Here is a 17682-nt window from a genome sequence, read left to right on the forward strand (position 1 = left end):
GCAGCTGCGCTCAGTAGAGGCGAAACGCTTGGTGGTTCGGCACGCCCTGTTGCTCCTCGATCACCTTGCGGTAGCGCTTGTACTCCCACTGGTACTGGGCCGGGTCCAGGGCGATGGCGTCCTCCACGCAGGCGTTGACGCCGGTGGCCGACTGCGCCTCGTCGGTGGCGTAGACACGCTCGTCGGCGGCGAGGAAGTGGATGGCGAAGCCGCGCCCGGGAATGCGCCGGGCCACGCCGGTGACGACCCGGGCCTCGGTGCGTGCCACCAGCTTGGGCAGCAGCGTCGCGGTGTAGGCCAGGCGCTGATAGAAGGGAGCGAACACGCCACTGCCCCAATCGGGCTCCTGATCGGGCAGGATGCCTACCGCTTCGCTGCGCTTGAGGGCCTTGAGCAGGGCGGCCACGCCGCGCGGATTGGTCGGTACCAGGCTTGCGCCCATGCGCTCGCGGCCGTGGCGGATCACCGGGTCAAGTTCGGCGATCTTGGGCGGCTCGTACATGGCGGTGAAGGGAAAGTGGCTGGAGAGCCAGAAGTTGAGCACCTCCCAGTTGCCGAAGTGCGGCGCCAGCACGATCACGCCGCGCCCCTGGGCGCGGGCCTCGTCGAGCAGCTCGCGGCCGTGGATCTCGATGATCGACTCCTCTACCCGCTGCGGCTCGCCCATCCAGGCGAAGCCCAGCTCCAGCATGGTGGCGGTGGAGTGGGTCAGGCTCTCCCGGGCCAGCCGGCGGCGCGTAGCGGCATCCTGCTCGGGGTAGACCTCGGCGAGGTTGATCTCGGTGACTTCGCGCTCGCGGCGGCTGAAGCGGTACACCAGCGGGCCTGCCAGGCGCGATAGGTGCCAGAGGCTGGACAGTCGCCGGTCGGCCAGCGACTTCCACAGGCAAGCGATGGCGCGGGCCTGGCGGGGGCTGGAGTGGGAGCGAATCTCGGCCATCTTGTGAGAATCCCGGGCCTAGAACAGCCAGCTGTCCACGTTGTCTGGCGCGCGCTTCTCCTGCAGGGCGCGCAGCCCCTTGACGCAGCGCACCACCAGCCACACCACGGCTAGCAGCCAGGTCACGAAGCCGATCATCACCAGGGTCAGTATCCCGGACAGGGTGAAATAGAGCAGCGAGATCCAGAAGGTGCGGATCTGGTAGCGGTAGTGCTCGTCGAACCAGTGGGGGCCCTTGCCGCGATAGACATAGGCGATGACCCCGCCGATCAGGGTGGTGATGCCGCCGCTGACGATACCCGCCAGGAACAGGGCGTAGACGATGATCGGCAGCGTGGTGTCGGGGGTGCCGCCCGGCTCGGTCACGGAGCGGGGCGGCTCGTTGGGGGTCGATTTGTCGTTCATCAGTCATCCACGTGGTGGGTGGTGGTCGTCCATGATACCGCCCGCGATCGGCATTGCCAGGGGCGTCACTCCACGGCCGGCTTGAGCGCCCGGCTGATCTCCAGCAGGTTGCCGTCCGGGTCGCGCAGGTAGAGCGACTCAATGGGCCCGGTGGCGCCCTGGCGCGTGACCGGCCCGAGCTCGACCTCCACGTCGAGCGCCTCGAGGTGGCGGTGAACCTCGTCCAGCGGCAGCATGCTGCGCAGGCACAGGTCGAGGCTGCCCGGGGTGGGGGTGGCGGCGCGTGGCTCGATGTCGGTGGCGGTCCAGTGCAGGCGCAGGGCGATGTCGCCAAGCAGCAGGTCGACGCGCTCGCGATCGCGGTAGCGCACTTCGAGCCCGAGCACGCGGGAGTAGAAATCCACGGCGCGGGAAATGTCGGTCACGGTAATGACCAGGTGGTCCAGACCTGACAGCATTGCCGGCCTCCTTGTTGTGATGTGTTCCAGTAAACTCTGGCTTGCCAGGGCCAAAAGGATACGACGATGCCGTTCTGCCCGCTATGCGCTTGCTCCCGTTGCGAACATTTTCATCGCGATGCGCGGCGTGACTACTACCGCTGCGATACCTGCCGGCTGGTGTTCGTCCCCCCCGAGCAGCGCCTTTCGCCCGACCGGGAGAGGGCGGTCTACGACCAGCACCAGAACCGCCCCGACGACCTCGGCTACCGGCGCTTCCTGGGGCGGCTGTTCGAGCCGCTGGCGCGGCGCCTGGCGCCGGGCGCCCGTGGGCTGGATTTCGGCTCAGGCCCCGGCCCGACCCTGTCGCTGATGTTCGAGGAGACCGGGCACCCGATGGCGATCTACGACCCCTTCTACGCGCCCGACCCCGCCGTGCTCGAACGCCCATACGACTTCATTACCGCCACCGAGGTGGTGGAGCACCTGTTTGCCCCGGGCCGCGAGCTGGCGCGCCTCGCGGCCCTGCTGCCCGCCGGGGGCTGGCTCGGGCTGATGACCAAGCGGGTCACCGACGACGAGGACTTCGCCGGCTGGCACTACATCCTCGATCCCACCCATGTGGTGTTCTTCAGCGAGACGACCTTCGCCTGGCTGGCCCGGCACCTGGCGATGACGGTCGAGTTCCCCGCAGCGGACGTGGTGATATTGCAAAAAAAGTAAGTTTTACTCTTTAGTTTTCTCTTGCCAGCAGGAAATTCTGGTCTTTTTGATAAGAAGATATCAAGCGATTGACAAGCGGCTAGGCGGGCGTATGATTCGCGCTCCCTACCGCTGCGCTTGTTCCATTTCCCGCTGTTGAAATCGGCCGGGGGCAGCGTTCCACGGCGTTTTCTGCCATCTTCTGTCGTTGTTTCCACTGCTGTCGAGAGGCGCGCTCATGTCGCGGCAACTGCTGGCCATGGCCCTGGCTCCCCTGCTGGGGCTTTTCATTCTGGGCATCGGCAATGGCTTCCTGGCCACTTTGATAACCCTGCGGCTGGATGCGGCCGGCGAATCCCCCGTGGTGATCGGCTGGGTCTCCTCGGCCTACTTCATCGGCCTGGCGCTGGGGGCGGTATTCAACGACCGGCTGCTGCTGCGCATCGGCCATATTCGCGCCTACGGTAGCTTCGCTTCGCTGGTGGCGGTCACGGTGCTGCTGCAGGCCCTGGTGTTCGACCCCTGGGCCTGGTTCGCCCTGCGCCTGGTCGGCGGCTGGGCCACCGTGGGGGTCTACCTGGTCATCGAGAGCTGGCTGCTTACCTCAGGTGACCAGAAGGTGCGTGGCCGGCTGCTGGCGCTCTACATGATCTCGCTCTACGCGGCGGGGGTGATCGGCCAGCTGCTGCTCGGAGTGACCGATGCCATGGGCGAGGCCGCGCCGTTCATGGTAATCGGCATGCTGGCCTCGCTGTCGGTGCTGCCCATGGCGATGATCCCGCGGGTGTCGCCGCTGATCGAGCACGCCGAGCCGCTGTCGCCGATGCGCCTGATCACGCTGACACCCACCGGGGTGATGGGCAGCTTCGGTTCGGGGCTGGCGGTCGCCGCCGTCTATACCCTGCTGCCGCTTTACCTGCAGCGCATCGGCCTGTCGGTGGCCCAGGTCGGCCAGATGATGGCGGTGGTGATCCTCGGCGCCATGCTGCTGCAGTACCCCATCGGACGCTGGTCCGATCGTCACGACCGCCAGATCGTACTGATCATGATCGGCGCCTTCTGTGCCTTGATCTCGGCCGGCATGCTGCTGCTGCCGCTCAACCCCTGGCTGCTGGCGGCGCTGCTGTTCCTGCTCGGCGGTGGGGTGTTCGCGCTCTATCCGGTGGCGGTGAGCCACGCCGCCGACCGCGCCCCGGCCGGCGCCCTGGTGCGCATGAGCCAGGGCCTGCTGCTGATCAACGCCATCGGCTCGACCCTGAGCCCGCCGCTGATCTCGCCGGTGATGGCCACCGTTGGCGATGCCGGGCTGTTCTGGGCCTTCGGCGGCCTGGGAGTGTTCCTGCTGGCCTTCTTCGGCTGGCGACGCAGCGTGCGCCCGGCGCCGGTGCCGGTGGCGCCGTTCGCACCCAATACCCCGATGACGACACTGGGCGCCGAGCTCACCGTTACCGAGGCGCTAATGCAAGGGGCCACCGAGCACGAATACGTGGAGGATCTTTCCCAGGTGGTGCCCGAGGTGGAGGTGGCCGAGCCGCTGGTCGGCCCGCCGCCGCCTGACGAACCCCATATCGTCTTCTACACCGAAGACGATGAGGCCGCGGGACAGGTGGCGGTACCCGCCGCCGACACTCGCCGCTGACTCCGTTCATCCTGTCCAACGCAGCGCGCCCGATGCTCCCGCATCGGGCGCGTTGCGTTGGAGCCGCTGGGCAAGCGGCTGCGACCTAGGGATAATGGCTAACGAAAAATAGTGAATCTACTATCGCCGTTATCAATTTCCCGAGGTATCGCCATGTTCCCCTTCGTTGCCCCCGTCCGTGACCTTCGCTTCGTGCTCGAGGAGCTGCTCGAGCATCGCTCGCTTGAGCTTCCCGGTTTCGAGGAGGCCAGCCCCGACCTGGTCGAGGCGGTGCTGGAGGAGGCGGCCAGGCTGGCCGGTGAAGTATGGGCCCCGCTGAATGCCAGCGGCGACCGCCAGGGCTGCGTGCGGCGTGAGGATGGCGGCGTGACCCTGCCGGACGGCTTCGCCGAGGCCTACCAGGCCTACGTGGAAGGCGGGTGGAACGGCATCGGCGTGTCCCAGGCGCTGGGCGGCCAGGGGCTGCCCGAGGTGGTGGCCAGCAGCGTGCAGGAGATGCTGCACGGCGCCAACATGGCGCTGGGGCTGTGCCCGATGCTCACCGCTGGCGCCATCGAGGCGCTGGCCCACCACGGCAGCGACACCCTCAAGGCGACCTACCTGCCCAGGCTGGTCGAGGGCAGCTGGACCGGCACCATGAACCTTACCGAGCCCCAGGCCGGCTCGGACCTCTCCAAGGTGCGCACCCGCGCGGTGCCCGAAGGCGACCACTACCGCCTGTTCGGCCAGAAGATCTTCATTACCTGGGGCGAGCACGATGCCAGCGAGAACATCATCCACCTAGTGCTGGCGCGCAAGCCCGATGCCCCCGAAGGCAACAAGGGCATCTCGCTGTTCCTGGTACCCAAGTTCCTGGTCAACGAGGACGGTAGCCTGGGCGAGCGCAACGACGTCACCTGCGCCTCCATCGAGCACAAGCTGGGGATCCACGGCTCACCCACCTGCACGCTGAGCTTCGGCGAGAACGACGGTGCGATCGGCTTCCTGGTAGGCGAGGAGGGGCGCGGCCTCAACCATATGTTCACCATGATGAACGAGGCGCGCCACAAGGTCGGGATCCAGGGCATTGGCGTGGCCGAGCGTGCCTGCCAGCACGCCTTCGGCTATGCGCTCGATCGCGTGCAGGGCAAGGCGCGTGGCAGCGAGGCCACTATCAGCGAACACCTCGACGTGCGCCGCATGCTGCTCTCCATGCGCGCCCGCACCGACGCCCTGCGCGCCCTGGCGCTTTACTGCGCCGCCCAGCTCGACCAGGCCCGCCACGCCGCCGATGCCGACGTGCGCGACGCGGCCCAGGCCCGCGCCGAGGTGCTGATCCCGGTGGTCAAGGCGTTCTCCACCGACCAGGCGGTGGACATCGCCTCCATGGGCGTGCAGGTGCATGGCGGCATGGGCTTCATCGAGGAAACCGGTGCCGCCCAGCTGCTGCGCGATGCCCGCATCGCACCGATCTACGAAGGCACCAACGGCATCCAGGCGCTTGACCTGGCCGGGCGCAAGCTCTCTCGCGACGGCGGCGCGGCGCTGGCCGGACTGATCGACGAGGTCGAAGCCACTGCCAATGCGCTGCGCGACAGCGGCGAGCTCGTTGCCCTGGGTGACAGCCTGGCCGCCGGCGCCGCCGACCTGCGGGCCGCTATGGCGGTGGTGCTCGAGGCGGGCCGCGACCCGCAGACAGGGGCCGACGCCATCCAGGCTTACGCCACGCCGTTCCTGAGCCTGGCCGGCCACGTGCTGTGCGCCTGGCAGATGGGTCGCGCTGCGCTCAAGGCCAGCGCCGCGCAGGCCGCCGGCAACAACGAGCCGTTCTATCAGACCAAGCTGCACAGCGCCGACTGGGCCCTGCGCCAGTGGCTGCCGGTCGGCCGCGCCAACCGGGCGGTGATCGAAGCCGGCATGGCCTGCCTGGCCGAGCTCAGCGTCGGCCATCACTGACAGCAGCGCGCCGCCGATGCCCGCATCGGCGGCGCGCGTGTTTCCACAATAACGACTCTCTTCGGATTCGGAGCCCACCATGAATCACAGCATTTTCGAGCAGGGACTGCCCAAGACCCAGGCCAACCACGTGCCGCTGTCGCCGCTGACCTTCATCGAGCGCAGCGCCGCCATCTACCCCGACTACCCCGCGGTGGTACACGGCGAGATCCGTCGCAGCTGGCGCGAGACCTGGACCCGCTGCCGCAGGTTGGCCTCGGCGCTGGAGAAGCGCGGCATCAAGCCCGGCGAGACGGTGGCCGCCATGCTGCCCAACGTGCCGGCGATGTTCGAGGCGCACTTCGGCGTGCCGCTGGCCGGCTGCGTGCTCAATACGCTGAACATTCGCCTCGACGCCGAGGCCATTGCCTACATGCTGGAGCACGGTGAGGCCCAGGCGGTGCTGGTCGACCCGGAGTTCGCCGGGGTGATCGAGGATGCCGTCTCGCGGCTGGCGATCAAGCCGCTGGTAATCGACGTCGACGATGCCCTGTTTGAGGGCGAAGCGCGCCGCATTGGCGAGGTCGAGTACGAAGCCCTGCTGGCCGAGGGCGACCCGGCGTTCGCCTACCGCCTTCCCGAGGACGAGTGGGACGCCATTTCGCTCAACTACACGTCCGGCACCACCGGCAAGCCCAAGGGCGTGGTCTACCACCATCGCGGCGCCTATCTCAACGCGGTGAGCAACATCCTCGAATGGGCCATGCCGCACCACCCGGTCTACCTCTGGACCCTGCCGATGTTCCACTGCAACGGCTGGTGCTTCCCCTGGACCATCGCCGCCAACGCGGGCGTCAGCGTCTGCCTGCGCCGGGTCGATCCCAAGAAGATTACCGACCTGATTGCCGACGAGAAGGTGACTCACTTCAGCGGCGCGCCGATTGTGCTCAACGGCCTGGTCAACCTGCCGGCGGAGCAGAAGCGTGAGTTCGGCCATGCGGTCAAGGTCACCACCGCCGGCGCCGCGCCGCCCGCCTCGGTGATCGCAGGGGTCGAGAAACTGGGCATCGAGGTCACCCACGTCTACGGCCTCACCGAGGTCTATGGCCCGGTGACGGTGTGCGCCTGGCGCGAGGCGTGGGACGAGCTGTCGCTCGAGCAGCGGGCCAAGATCAAGGCACGCCAGGGCGTGCGCTACCACATGCTGGAAGCGCTCTGCGTCGCCGACCCGAACACGCTGGAGCCGGTGCCCAAGGACGGCGAGACCATCGGTGAGATCCTCATGCGCGGCAACAACGTGATGAAGGGCTACCTCAAGAACGAGGCGGCGACCGAGCAGGCGCTGGAGGGCGGCTGGTACCACACCGGTGACCTCGCCGTGTGGCATGCCGATGGCTACATCGAGATCAAGGATCGCTCCAAGGACATCATTATTTCCGGCGGCGAGAACATCTCTACCATTGAGGTGGAGGACGCCATCTACTCGCACCCGGCGGTTGAAGAGGCCGCGGTGGTGGCCAAGCCCGACGAGAAGTGGGGCGAGACGCCGTGCGCCTTCGTCAAGCTCAAGGTGGGCTACGGCGAGGTCACCGAGGCCGACATCATCGAGCACTGCCGCCAGCACCTGGCGCGCTTCAAGGTACCCAAGACGGTGATCTTCACCGAGCTGCCCAAGACCTCCACCGGCAAGATCCAGAAATTCGTCCTGCGCGAAGAAGCGCGCAAGCAGTGAACGGGAGAAGCACGATGAGCCAACAACGTATCGGTGTGGTCGGTGCCGGCACCATGGGCCAGGGCATCGCCCAGGTCCTGGTCACCAGCGGTTTTCCCGTGCAGCTCTATGATGTGGCCGACGAGCAGCTTGGCCGCGCCCGGGCCGCCATCGACAAGGGCCTGGGCAAGCTCGTGGCCAAGGAGAAGCTGGGCGAGAGCGAAAAGGGCGAGGCCATGGCGCGCCTGGAGACGACCACCTCGCTGGAAGCGCTGCGCGACTGCGAGGTGATCATCGAGGCCGCCCCCGAGCAGCCGGCGTTGAAGGAGAAGCTGTTCCGCGACCTGAGCCGGCTCAGCCATGATGCCATACTCGCCTCGAACACCTCGTCGCTGTCGCTGACCCGGCTCGCCGCGGTGTGCGAACGCCCGGAGCGGGTGGTGGGCATGCACTTCTTCAATCCGGTGCCGGTGCTCAAGCTGGTCGAGGTGATCCGCGCCGAGCAGACCAGCGACGCCACCGTGGCGCGCATCGAGGCGCTGGCCAAGGCGCTGGGCAAGACCTCGGTGGCGATTGCCGACTCGCCCGGCTTCGCCGTCAACCGCCTGCTGGTGCCGATGATCAACGAGGCGGCCTTCCTGCTTCAGGAGGGGGCGGCCAGCGCCGAGGACATCGACCAGTCGATGAAACTGGGCGCGGCCCACCCCATGGGCCCGCTGGCGCTGGCCGACCTGATCGGCCTGGACGTCTGCCTGGCGATCATGGAGGTGTTGCAGGAGGGCTTCGGCGATCCCAAGTATCGTCCCTGCCCGCTGCTTCGGCGCATGGTGGCGGCCGGCTATCTGGGGCGCAAGACGGGGCGCGGTTTCCATATCTATGACTGATCGGTAGCGGCTCGACGAAAAAGGGGATTGCCGGCCAACCAAGCGTTCGCTAGGGTTGGTCGGTATCGCCCTCACAACAAGCAAGGAGCCCCACATGAGCGAGAAGCTGATCGACGTCGTCGACAATGCCGGCGTCGTGCGCCTTACCATCACCCGTCCCAAGGCGCTCAACGCGCTGAACAGCGCCGTGCTCACCGAGCTGGAAGCCGTGCTCACCGAGCTGGAACAGCGCAGCGACCTGCGTGCGGTGCTGATCACCGGCGCGGGCGAGAAGTCCTTTGTTGCCGGTGCCGATATCACCGAGATGCGTGACAAGACCCCGGAGCAGGCGCGTGCCTTCGCCAGCCAGGCGCTGCGCACCATCAAGCGGCTCGAGATGCTGCCGGTGCCGGTGGTCGCCCTGGTGAACGGGTTTTGCCTTGGCGGCGGCTGCGAACTGGCGCTGGCCTGCGACTGGGCCGTAGCCAGCGACAACGCCATCTTCGGCCAGCCCGAGGTGCTGCTGGGCGTGATCCCGGGCTTTGGCGGCACTCAGCGCCTGCCGCGCCGCGTGGGGCCTGCCATGGCGCTTGATCTGGTCACCACCGGACGCAAGATCGATGCCCAGGAGGCCCTGCGCATCGGCCTGGTCAATCGCGTGATGCCCCAGGCCGAGCTCGAGGCCTACGCCGAGGAGCTGACCCAGCAGCTGGCCGGCAATGGTCCGCAGGCGGTGCGCGCCTCCAAGCAGGCGGTGCATGACGGCATGGACCAGGACCTTGACAGCGCCCTGGCGCTGGAGACCGCCCTGTTCGCCGTGTGCTTCGCCGGTGAAGAGCAGAAGGAAGGCATGAGCGCCTTCGTCGAGAAGCGCAAGCCGAACTTCTGATTCTGCCGGCTCGACCCCGAACGACGGCGCGGCCGTGGCAGTCAGCCACGGCCGCGCTGTCGTTCGGCGACGCCATTCCGGTGCGTGCCAGCCAGTAGGATGCTGCCCCGGTTCGCTTACTTGGCGAACAGCTGGCCCATATCCTTGAACGCCTTGAACTCCAGGGCGTTGCCGCAGGGGTCGAGCAGGAACATGGTGGCCTGCTCGCCCACCTGACCCTTGAAGCGAACATAGGGTTCGATCACGAACTCGGTGTCTCGGGCGCGCAGCCGCTCGGCCAGGCGCTCCCACTCCTCCCAGCCCAGCACCACCCCGAAATGGGGTACCGGCACGTCGTGGCCGTCCACCGCGTTGGTATTGGCCTGTTCCTGGTAGGGCATCTTCGGGTGCTCGTGGATTACCAGCTGATGGCCGAAGAAGTCGAAGTCCACCCACTGCTCGCTGGAACGGCCTTCCGCCAAGCCGAACACCTCACCGTAGAAGGTGCGGGCTGCGGCCAGGTCGTGAACGGGGATCGCCAGATGAAAGGGGGAAAGGCTCATGGGGTTCTCCTTTTTCTCAGGTGGGTCGTCACGGTTTCGCTTGGGGCTCGTGACTGTGGCGAGCACCGCGGGTCGTGCGGCGTATCGACGGGTGTTGCATCGAGTGTGGCATCGGGCGTCGTGGCCAGGGGCGGCAGGGCGCGCCGTTTCAGCTGCAGCAGGCCGGTGGCGATGGCGGTGCCCGCCAGGGTGATGGCCATGCCCACCACAACCTGCAGGCTCAGGCGCTCGTCCAGCAGCAGAAAGCCCCACAGCAGGGCGCTGACCGGTACCAGGAAGGTCACGGTAGAAGTGGCGGTGGCGCCGGCGCTGGAGATCAGCCCGAAGTAGAGCAGGAAAGCCACGGTGGTGCTGAACACGGCCAGCCCTAGGGCGTTGGCCCAGGCCAGGCCGCTGATCGGCTCGGCCGGCCACAGCCACAGGCCGGGCACCAGCAGGATCAGCGCTGACATGGCTGAACTGCCCGCCGCGAGCACGCGCACCGGAAGATGCGACAGGTGGGTCTTGGAGTAGTTGCTGGCCACGCCGTAGCAGAAGGTGGCGCCCAGGGCCGAGAGGATGAACCAGCCGTCGCCGCCCAGGGCGAAGTCGAGGCGGTCGGCCGACAGCACGTAGACGCCGCCGAAGGCCAGCGCCAGCCCCAGGTACTGCCGGCGCTGCACCGGCGTACTGAAGAACAGCGCACCGAGCAGGGCGGTGAACAACGGCGTGGTGGCATTGATCAGCGAGGTGAACCCGGCTTCCAGGCGCACGGTGGCCAGGGCCAGCAGAATGAAGGGCATCACGTGGTTGATCAGCCCCAGCAGCAGCAGGGCGCGCCAGTTCTCGCGTACCAGCTGGAGATAGCGCAGGCTGAGCAGCAGCGGAAGCAGCAGCAGCGCACCGATGCCCATGCGCACCAGGATCAGCGGTACCGGGCCGAACTCCGGCACGGCCACGCGCATGAAGATGAACGACATGCCCCATAGCGAAGAGAGCAGGATCAGGCGCAGAGAGTCGGCCGGCGTCATGCAGCGGTCCTTGGCGTGCAGTGGCTGAATGACGAGCGTAAACGAAACGGCCGGGCGATAGATAGCCTTCTATCCATCAATGAACATGAGGGTATACATTCCTGTATGCCTAGCCGTCGGCTCCGTCGCCGATGACCATCCACCCTTCGCTATCGACGCTCAGCGGCACCGGGTCGAGCGCACAGCCGACGCCGAGTCCGCCGGTGCCTTCCCCGGTACGGGTGGCGAAAGTGGCAGCGTGATTGGTGCAGCGCAGTGACTCGCCATCCTGACTCAGGATGCGCGGGCCGCGCTGGTCGAGTGGCAGGTACTGGTGGGGGCAGGCGTTGACGTAGCCGAGCAGCGTATCGTCGAGTCGCACCAGCAGCAGCGGAAAGCTGCCCTGTTCGCCTTGCAGGGTCAGGCTGAGGGTGGTGCCGGGGGCCAGCTCGTCGAGCCGGACGAGGCGCGTGCCCGGCGCGGGTGCGCTACGATATTGTTGCCATCCCTGGGACATGTCGACACCCTCGTAATTGGACGCGGGCCGACATTGTCGCCAATGCCGGCCCGCTTGTCAGTGTTCTGTCGCGTTAGCTTAAGCGATCAATCCTCGAGCTCGATTTCCTTGGCCAGGTGACGTTCGCCGTCGTACTCGAAGTCGATTTCGACTTTCTGACCCTCTTCGAGGTCATCGAAGCTGCTCAAGCCGTCGTCATAGTCGGTGTCATCGTCGGTATGAAAGACGATGCCCTGTACGGTCAGGGTGCGTGCTTCGCGGTCCACCGATTCGATCTTGCCTTCCACGTCATTGGCGCTTGCACTGCCGGCAAAGGTAAGCATCAGAGCGGAAACGAGAGCCATAAAGGGTTTCAGCATGGGGCCTCTCCTTGGTCCATTGATAGGGCTCTATCAGAGTAATAAGAATTGTTCGCGGGATCGAGTGTCAATTTGTTTCGGAGGATGCACAGTGAAGATAGTTGAACTCAACGTTTATCCTGTCAAATCATTGGGCGGCATCCGTCTTGAGAAGGCTTCCGTGGGTGTACGTGGCCTTGCTTATGACCGTCGCTGGATGGTAGTCGACCAGGTCGGGCGCTTCGTCACCCAACGGCAGCTGCCGGCCATGGCGCGAGTCTCGGTGCGCCTCGACAGCGACCGGCTGGTGCTCGAGCACCCCGAGGCGGAGCCACTGGCCATCGCACTGGCGCGCCGTGACCAGGCGCGGCTCACCGCCTATGTCTGGGACGACGCCTGCCAGGCGCTGGACGAAGGGGAAGTGGCCGCCGAATGGCTGACCCGGGTGCTGGGCGACCTGCGCGGCAGCCGGCTGCGCCTGGTGCGCTTCGACGACACCCGGCAGCGCCCCGTCGAGGCGCGCTACCTGAAAGGCGAAAAAGCCCATACCGCCTTTGCCGACGGTTACCCGTTCCTGATTGCCTCGCAGGCCTCTCTGGATGCCCTCAACCAGCGCTTGATCGACAAGAGGCTCGCGGCGCTGCCGATGAATCGTTTTCGCCCCAATATCGTGATCGAGGGGGCGCCGGCCTTCGCCGAGGATGGCTGGGACGAGCTGGCCCTGCAGGCGGGCGGCTGTCGTTTCGGCCTGCGCAAGCCCTGTCAGCGCTGCAAGATCACCACCGTGGACCAGGTGCGAGGGGTCGTCGCGGTGCCGGGCGAGCCGCTGCAGACGCTGATCGAGATGAAAACCCTGCCGCTGCCGGGGGCCTACTTCGGCCAGAACGCCACGCTGCTGGAGGGCGAAGGGCGCAGCATCGCCGTGGGCGATCCGCTGTGTGGCAGCGTCTCGGACTAAGTCGCCAGGCCTCTGCTTTTGGCCCCGCCTTTTGGGCTGGGCTAAGATAGGCGCTTTTGCTCTTGGAGAGTCTTGATGAGTTTTTACGTGTACCTGTCCGGCGAGATCCATACCGACTGGCGCGACGAGATCGAGCGCGGCGCCAAGGCTGCCGGTCTGGATGTCGTGTTCACCGCCCCCGTGACCGATCACGAGGCGAGCGATGCCGCCGGAGATCACCTGGGCGAGCAAAGCCAACCCTTCTGGCGCGACCATCAATCGGCCAAGGTCAACGCGATTCGCACCAAGACGTTGATCGAACAGAGCGACCTGGTGGTGGTGCGCTTCGGCGACAAGTACAAGCAGTGGAATGCGGCCTTCGATGCCGGCTACTGCGCCGCACTCGGCAAACCGTACGTGACCCTTCACGGCGAGGAGATCATCCACCCGCTGAAGGAGGTCGATGCCGCCGCTATGGCCTGGGCAACCACCACCGCGCAGGTGGTCGAGATTCTGCGCTATGTCATTCGTGGCTGAGGCATGGCCAGCCGCGATTTTTTACGGCTTTTTTAGGTAGGGCTGTGCTTTGATGCCATCACGTTCGCAGGTGAGGTGATGGCTGAATGCGTACCGCCGGATACGGTGTCAACGAGGTTGGCGTACGGCTCAGGTACCACTGGCGTAGCTGGTTGCCCGTGCTCAAGGTCATGTCGGTGCTGTGGACGGTGCTGGCCGTCTTCATGACCGTTCCCTGGCTGGTGCTGGTCGTCGAGCGGGACCCCGACGCCCGCGCGTTCGGCCTCTCGATCATGCTGGTGATGGCGGCCGTGGCGCTGGTGTGGCTGTCCACGGCTCGCACGCGGATCGAGCTCAAGCCCTGGCAGATGTTCGTCGTCACCACCTTCAGCTGGATCAGCGTCAGCGGCTTTGCCAGCCTGCCGCTGGTGCTGGGTGCGCCGCAGCTCAGTTTCACCAACGCCGTGTTCGAATCGGTCTCGGCCATTACCACCACGGGCTCCACCATCCTGGTCGGCATTGAGGGTCTCTCCGATGGGCTGAAGCTGTGGCGGGGCATCATGCAGTGGCTGGGCGGCATCGGCATCATCGTCATGGGTATTGCCATCCTGCCCTTCCTCAAGGTGGGCGGCATGCGCCTGTTCCATACCGAGTCGTCGGACTGGTCGGACAAGGTGATGCCGCGCACCGGGGGCATCGCCAAGGCCACCCTGGGCATCTATTGCGGCTTTACCCTGATCGCGATGCTGGCCTACTGGGCGGGAGGCATGACGCTGCTGGATGCGGTGGTGCACGGCATGACGTCGTTGGCCACCGGCGGCTTCGCCAATTCCGATGCCTCGTTCGGCGCCTACGCCGAGCAGCCCCATCTGCTGTGGATGGGGTCGCTGTTCATGCTGGCCGGCGCGCTCCCTTTCGTGCTCTACATCCGTACGCTGCGCGGCTCCCGCACTGCGCTGTGGCGTGACCAGCAGGTACAGGGACTGCTGTTCCTGCTGGCGCTGGTCATTCTGGGCCTCTCGCTGTGGCGCATCTGGCACGGTACGGCGCCGTTCGAGGCGCTCACTCACGTTGCCTTCAACGTCATCTCGGTGGTCACCACCACCGGCTATGCTTCCGACGACTACAGCGTCTGGGGGCCGCTGGCCTACGTGGCATTCTTCTATCTCACTTTCATTGGCGGCTGCAGCGGCTCCACCAGCGGCGGCATGAAGATCTTCCGCTTTCAGGTGGCCACTCTCCTGCTGCGCAATCAGCTGCGTTTTCTGGTCCACTCCCAGGGGGTCTTCGCTTCGCGTTACAACGGCCAGCCGCTCACCGACGACATCACCCGTGGCGTGGTGGCGTTCTCGTTCTTCTTCTTCCTCACCATCGCCGGCCTGGCCCTGGGGCTTGCGCTGATGGGGCTGGATTTCACCACGGCCCTTTCGGGAGCCGCTACCGCGGTGGCCAACGTAGGCCCTGGGCTTGGCGACATCATCGGGCCGGCGGGCAATTTCGCACCGCTGCCGGATGCGGCGAAATGGCTGCTGTGCGTCGGCATGCTGCTGGGACGGCTGGAGATCCTCACCGTACTGGTTCTGCTGACGCCGATGTTCTGGCGCAAGTGAGGAGGAACGATGTCAGCGCCACCACTGCCACAGGAAGCGCTCTCACTCGACCCGGTCAAACCGGTGCGGCCGCAGCTGCTGGTCGCGCTGGGCGGCCGCAGCGAGGAAGATGCCGCGCTGGTACGGGCGGCGCATCGCCATGCCCAGCGCGAGGGAGTCGCCTGGCGGGCGGTGCATGTCGACAACGGCCGTGCAGGCCCCAGACAGCGGCTGGCGCTGGATCAGACCCTGGCGCTGGTGAGCAGACTCGGAGGTGAGGTACGCATCCTGCAGGGAGCAGGGCGGGCCCGGGAGCTGCATGAGTATGCGCTGGAGCAGGGTGTCGCCACGCTGATGGTAGGGCGCACACGTCCTTCAGGGTGGCGCTTCTGGCGTCGACCGCTGGCGGAGCGCCTGCTGCATCATGGCGGTGCCTACGACCTGGTGGTGGTCGCCGAGGCCCGGCCGCGGCCTCGATTTCGTCATGCTCACCACCTGCGCCGCTGGCAGCCGCTGGGTTGGCGCGAGGCTTGGGTCGTGGCTGGCTGTTTCCTGGTAGCCGTGGCCATGGCCTGGGCACTGGAGTTCTGGCTGGAACTGGCCAACCTGTCGTTGATCTTCCTCGCCGCGGTGCTTGCCAGCGCCGCCCTGGCGGGCACGCGTGCCGCCATGATTTCCGCCGTGCTGGGGTTTCTCGCCTTTAATTTCCTGTTCACCCGGCCGCGTTTCTCGCTGGCGATGGTCGAGCGCGAGCAGCTGCTGACCGTCATCTTCTTCCTGCTGGTGGCGGTGGTGGTCGGCCAGCTCGCCGGCAGCGCACGGCAGCGTCTCATGGCGCTGCGCAGCAGCCGTGAACAGACCCATCGCCTGCTCACTTTCTCCCGTGCGCTCTCCGTTGCCACCGACCGGGAGCAGGTGCGTGACGCCGGCGTCACCACGCTGGAGCGGTGGCTGGGAGTGCCGGTGGCGTTTCTCGATGAGGATGAGGCAGGCGCCGGCCTGTCACTACGCTGTGCGTTACCGGCGAACGTCAGGCTGAGCCCCGCAGAGGAAGCCGCCGCCGCATGGAGCTGGCAGCATCGCAAGCCGAGCGGTACCGGCACGGCGACACAGTCGGGGCTGCGCTGGCGCTTCATTCCGCTCGTCGAACAGGAACGTGTGCTGGGAGTCCTGGGGCTAGAGCTCGCCGTGCGCGAGCGTCCCCTGGGCCCCGATCAGGAGACGATGATCGTGACGTTGACCCGTCAGCTCGGCATGGCCCTGGAGCGTACGCGGCTGGTGGCAGAGCTGGGCACTTCACGGCTCTCGGAAGAGAACGAGCGGCTGCGCTCGGCGCTGCTTTCATCGGTATCCCACGACCTGCGTACGCCGCTCGCTTCGATCATCGGGTCGGCTAGCTCGCTCAGAGAACTGGAGCCACAGCTCAGCCGCGACGATCGGCATGAGTTGCTCGATGGCATCCTGGCCGAAAGTGAGCGCCTCAACCGCTATATCCAGAATCTGCTCGACATGACACGGCTCGGCCATGGCGGCCTCAAGCTCGAGCAGGACTGGGTCTCGCTCGACGACCTCATCACCGCGGCGCTGAAACGGCTCGGTGCCTCGTTGGAAGGCGTGAGAGTGGAGCGCGAGGGGGCGGCCGGGCTGCCGTTGCTCTACGTACACCCGGCGCTGATCGAGCAGGCGCTGGTCAATGTCATCGACAACGCCGTACGGTTTTCGCCGCCGGGCGGGAAGGTGGGAATCGTGGCGGGTCTCGACGCCACCCAATGCGGCTTGGAAATTCGCATCACCGACGAAGGACCGGGCATCCCGCCGGCGCAGCGCGAGGCGGTTTTCGACATGTTCTTCACCGGCGGCGAGGGCGACAGGGGGCGCCACGGCAGCGGGCTGGGCTTGGCCATCTGTCGTGGCATGCTGGGTGCCCATGGCGGCAGCGTCGAAGCGCTGCCCGGACCCGATGGGCGTGGCACTGCCATCGTCATGCGACTGCCGCTGGCCAACCCCGAGGAGGCGGCCGCCGATGACGACTGAACGCTCGCGCATACTCATCGTCGATGACGAGCCGCAGATCCGCCGCTTCCTGCGTATCAGCCTGCTGTCCCAGGGCTTCGACGTCAGCGAGGCGGGCTCGGGGAGAGAAGGACTCGAGCTGGCCGACACTCAGCGGCCCGACCTGGTGCTGCTGGATCTCGGGCTGCCGGACATGGATGGACAGCGTGTGCTCGACGAGCTGCGCAGAACCAGCCAGGTGCCGGTCATCGTGGTGTCGGTGCGGGAGCAGGAGGCGGAAAAGGTGCGTGCACTCGACTCGGGGGCCAACGACTACGTCACCAAACCGTTCGGCATCCAGGAGCTGCTGGCACGGATTCGTGGGCTATTGAGGCGCCACAACGTGGCGGGGAGCGGCTTCAGCACGCTGCGCCTGGGGCGCGCAGGGCTCGAGATCGATCTGGCGGCGCGCCGCGTGACGCTGGAAGGCAACGCCGTGCACCTCACTCCCAAGGAGTACGCCGTGCTCGACCAGTTGGCACGCCATGCCGGCCGGGTGGTGAGCCAGACCCAACTGCTGCGCCACGTCTGGGGCCCCACTCACACACACGACACCCACTATCTGCGCATCGTCATCAGCAAGCTGCGTCACAAGCTGGGTGACGACCCCCATGCGCCCCGGTTGCTGCAAACCGAAGCCGGCATCGGCTACCGGCTGTTGATGGAACCGGCGCCACCGCAGTGACGCCGGCCCCGGCCACA

18 protein-coding genes are annotated in these 17682 nt (G+C 66.5%); 11 read left to right on the plus strand and 7 right to left on the minus strand.

All coding sequences use genetic code 11. The features are described from left to right. Positions 1-10: 10 nt before the first annotated feature. The 3 genes from ACT7B3_RS04395 to ACT7B3_RS04405 form a co-directional block, all read right to left on the minus strand. Complete coding sequence (locus ACT7B3_RS04395) at positions 11-940, minus strand: lysophospholipid acyltransferase family protein (RefSeq protein WP_445156985.1); 930 nt, start codon at positions 938-940, stop codon at positions 11-13. Between the two features lie 18 nt (positions 941-958). Next, positions 959-1345, minus strand: coding sequence for a DUF4870 family protein (locus ACT7B3_RS04400; protein ID WP_445156986.1), 387 nt, complete (start codon positions 1343-1345; stop codon positions 959-961). A 65-nt stretch (positions 1346-1410) separates the two neighbouring features. After that, the gene (locus tag ACT7B3_RS04405) at positions 1411-1803 is read right to left on the minus strand and encodes a VOC family protein (RefSeq protein ID WP_445156987.1); all 393 of its coding nucleotides are present in this window, start codon (positions 1801-1803) and stop codon (positions 1411-1413) included. Between the two features lie 66 nt (positions 1804-1869). On the opposite strand from ACT7B3_RS04405, the gene ACT7B3_RS04410 reads away from it, so the two are divergent. The 6 genes from ACT7B3_RS04410 (at position 1870) to ACT7B3_RS04435 (ending at position 9500) form a co-directional block, all read left to right on the plus strand. Beyond that, positions 1870-2505 (plus strand): class I SAM-dependent methyltransferase, encoded by a 636-nt coding sequence (locus ACT7B3_RS04410; protein WP_445156988.1) that lies wholly within the window; start codon positions 1870-1872, stop codon positions 2503-2505. 217 nt (positions 2506-2722) lie between these two features. Then, positions 2723-4123 (plus strand): MFS transporter, encoded by a 1401-nt coding sequence (locus tag ACT7B3_RS04415; RefSeq protein ID WP_445156989.1) that lies wholly within the window; start codon positions 2723-2725, stop codon positions 4121-4123. A gap of 153 nt (positions 4124-4276) precedes the next feature. Further along, positions 4277-6058 (plus strand): acyl-CoA dehydrogenase, encoded by a 1782-nt coding sequence (locus ACT7B3_RS04420; RefSeq protein ID WP_445156990.1) that lies wholly within the window; start codon positions 4277-4279, stop codon positions 6056-6058. A 79-nt stretch (positions 6059-6137) separates the two neighbouring features. After that, on the plus strand, positions 6138-7769 hold the full coding sequence (locus ACT7B3_RS04425; RefSeq protein WP_445156991.1) for an acyl-CoA synthetase: 1632 nt from the start codon (positions 6138-6140) through the stop codon (positions 7767-7769). A 14-nt stretch (positions 7770-7783) separates the two neighbouring features. After that, positions 7784-8632: a 3-hydroxybutyryl-CoA dehydrogenase gene (locus ACT7B3_RS04430; protein ID WP_445156992.1), complete on the plus strand. Its 849-nt coding sequence runs from the start codon at positions 7784-7786 to the stop codon at positions 8630-8632. Between the two features lie 94 nt (positions 8633-8726). After that, complete coding sequence (locus tag ACT7B3_RS04435) at positions 8727-9500, plus strand: enoyl-CoA hydratase-related protein (protein WP_445156993.1); 774 nt, start codon at positions 8727-8729, stop codon at positions 9498-9500. Positions 9501-9616: 116 nt separating this feature from the next. Here ACT7B3_RS04435 and ACT7B3_RS04440 read toward each other — a convergent pair whose 3' ends face one another. The 4 genes from ACT7B3_RS04440 to ACT7B3_RS04455 form a co-directional block, all read right to left on the minus strand. After that, positions 9617-10042 carry a VOC family protein gene (locus ACT7B3_RS04440; RefSeq protein ID WP_445156994.1) on the minus strand — a complete coding sequence of 142 codons (426 nt, stop codon included), beginning with the start codon at positions 10040-10042 and terminating at the stop codon, positions 9617-9619. Continuing rightward, positions 10039-11052, minus strand: a complete 1014-nt coding sequence (locus tag ACT7B3_RS04445) for a DMT family transporter (RefSeq protein ID WP_445156995.1) — start codon at positions 11050-11052, stop codon at positions 10039-10041. The genes ACT7B3_RS04440 and ACT7B3_RS04445 overlap by 4 nt, the downstream gene beginning before the upstream one ends. Positions 11053-11161: 109 nt before the next feature. Continuing rightward, positions 11162-11548, minus strand: coding sequence for a Rieske (2Fe-2S) protein (locus tag ACT7B3_RS04450; protein ID WP_445156996.1), 387 nt, complete (start codon positions 11546-11548; stop codon positions 11162-11164). 86 nt (positions 11549-11634) lie between these two features. Further along, complete coding sequence (locus ACT7B3_RS04455; protein WP_445156997.1) at positions 11635-11907, minus strand: DUF5666 domain-containing protein; 273 nt, start codon at positions 11905-11907, stop codon at positions 11635-11637. A gap of 91 nt (positions 11908-11998) precedes the next feature. On the opposite strand from ACT7B3_RS04455, the gene ACT7B3_RS04460 reads away from it, so the two are divergent. The 5 genes from ACT7B3_RS04460 to ACT7B3_RS04480 all read left to right on the plus strand — a co-directional run bounded on the left by ACT7B3_RS04460 (position 11999) and on the right by ACT7B3_RS04480 (position 17665). Beyond that, a complete protein-coding gene (locus ACT7B3_RS04460; RefSeq protein WP_445156998.1) occupies positions 11999-12844 on the plus strand; it encodes an MOSC domain-containing protein in 846 nt (281 codons plus the stop codon). A 75-nt stretch (positions 12845-12919) separates the two neighbouring features. Then, positions 12920-13360, plus strand: coding sequence for a YtoQ family protein (locus ACT7B3_RS04465; RefSeq protein WP_445156999.1), 441 nt, complete (start codon positions 12920-12922; stop codon positions 13358-13360). Positions 13361-13446: 86 nt separating this feature from the next. Beyond that, complete coding sequence (gene trkI / locus ACT7B3_RS04470) at positions 13447-14949, plus strand: Trk system potassium transporter TrkI (protein WP_445157000.1); 1503 nt, start codon at positions 13447-13449, stop codon at positions 14947-14949. A gap of 9 nt (positions 14950-14958) precedes the next feature. Beyond that, complete coding sequence (locus ACT7B3_RS04475) at positions 14959-16962, plus strand: ATP-binding protein (protein WP_445157001.1); 2004 nt, start codon at positions 14959-14961, stop codon at positions 16960-16962. Then, the gene (locus tag ACT7B3_RS04480) at positions 16952-17665 is read left to right on the plus strand and encodes a response regulator (RefSeq protein ID WP_445157002.1); all 714 of its coding nucleotides are present in this window, start codon (positions 16952-16954) and stop codon (positions 17663-17665) included. Before ACT7B3_RS04475 ends, ACT7B3_RS04480 begins: the two co-directional genes overlap by 11 nt. Positions 17666-17682: the final 17 nt, after the last annotated feature.

Source organism: Halomonas sp. E14 (genome assembly GCF_052568415.1).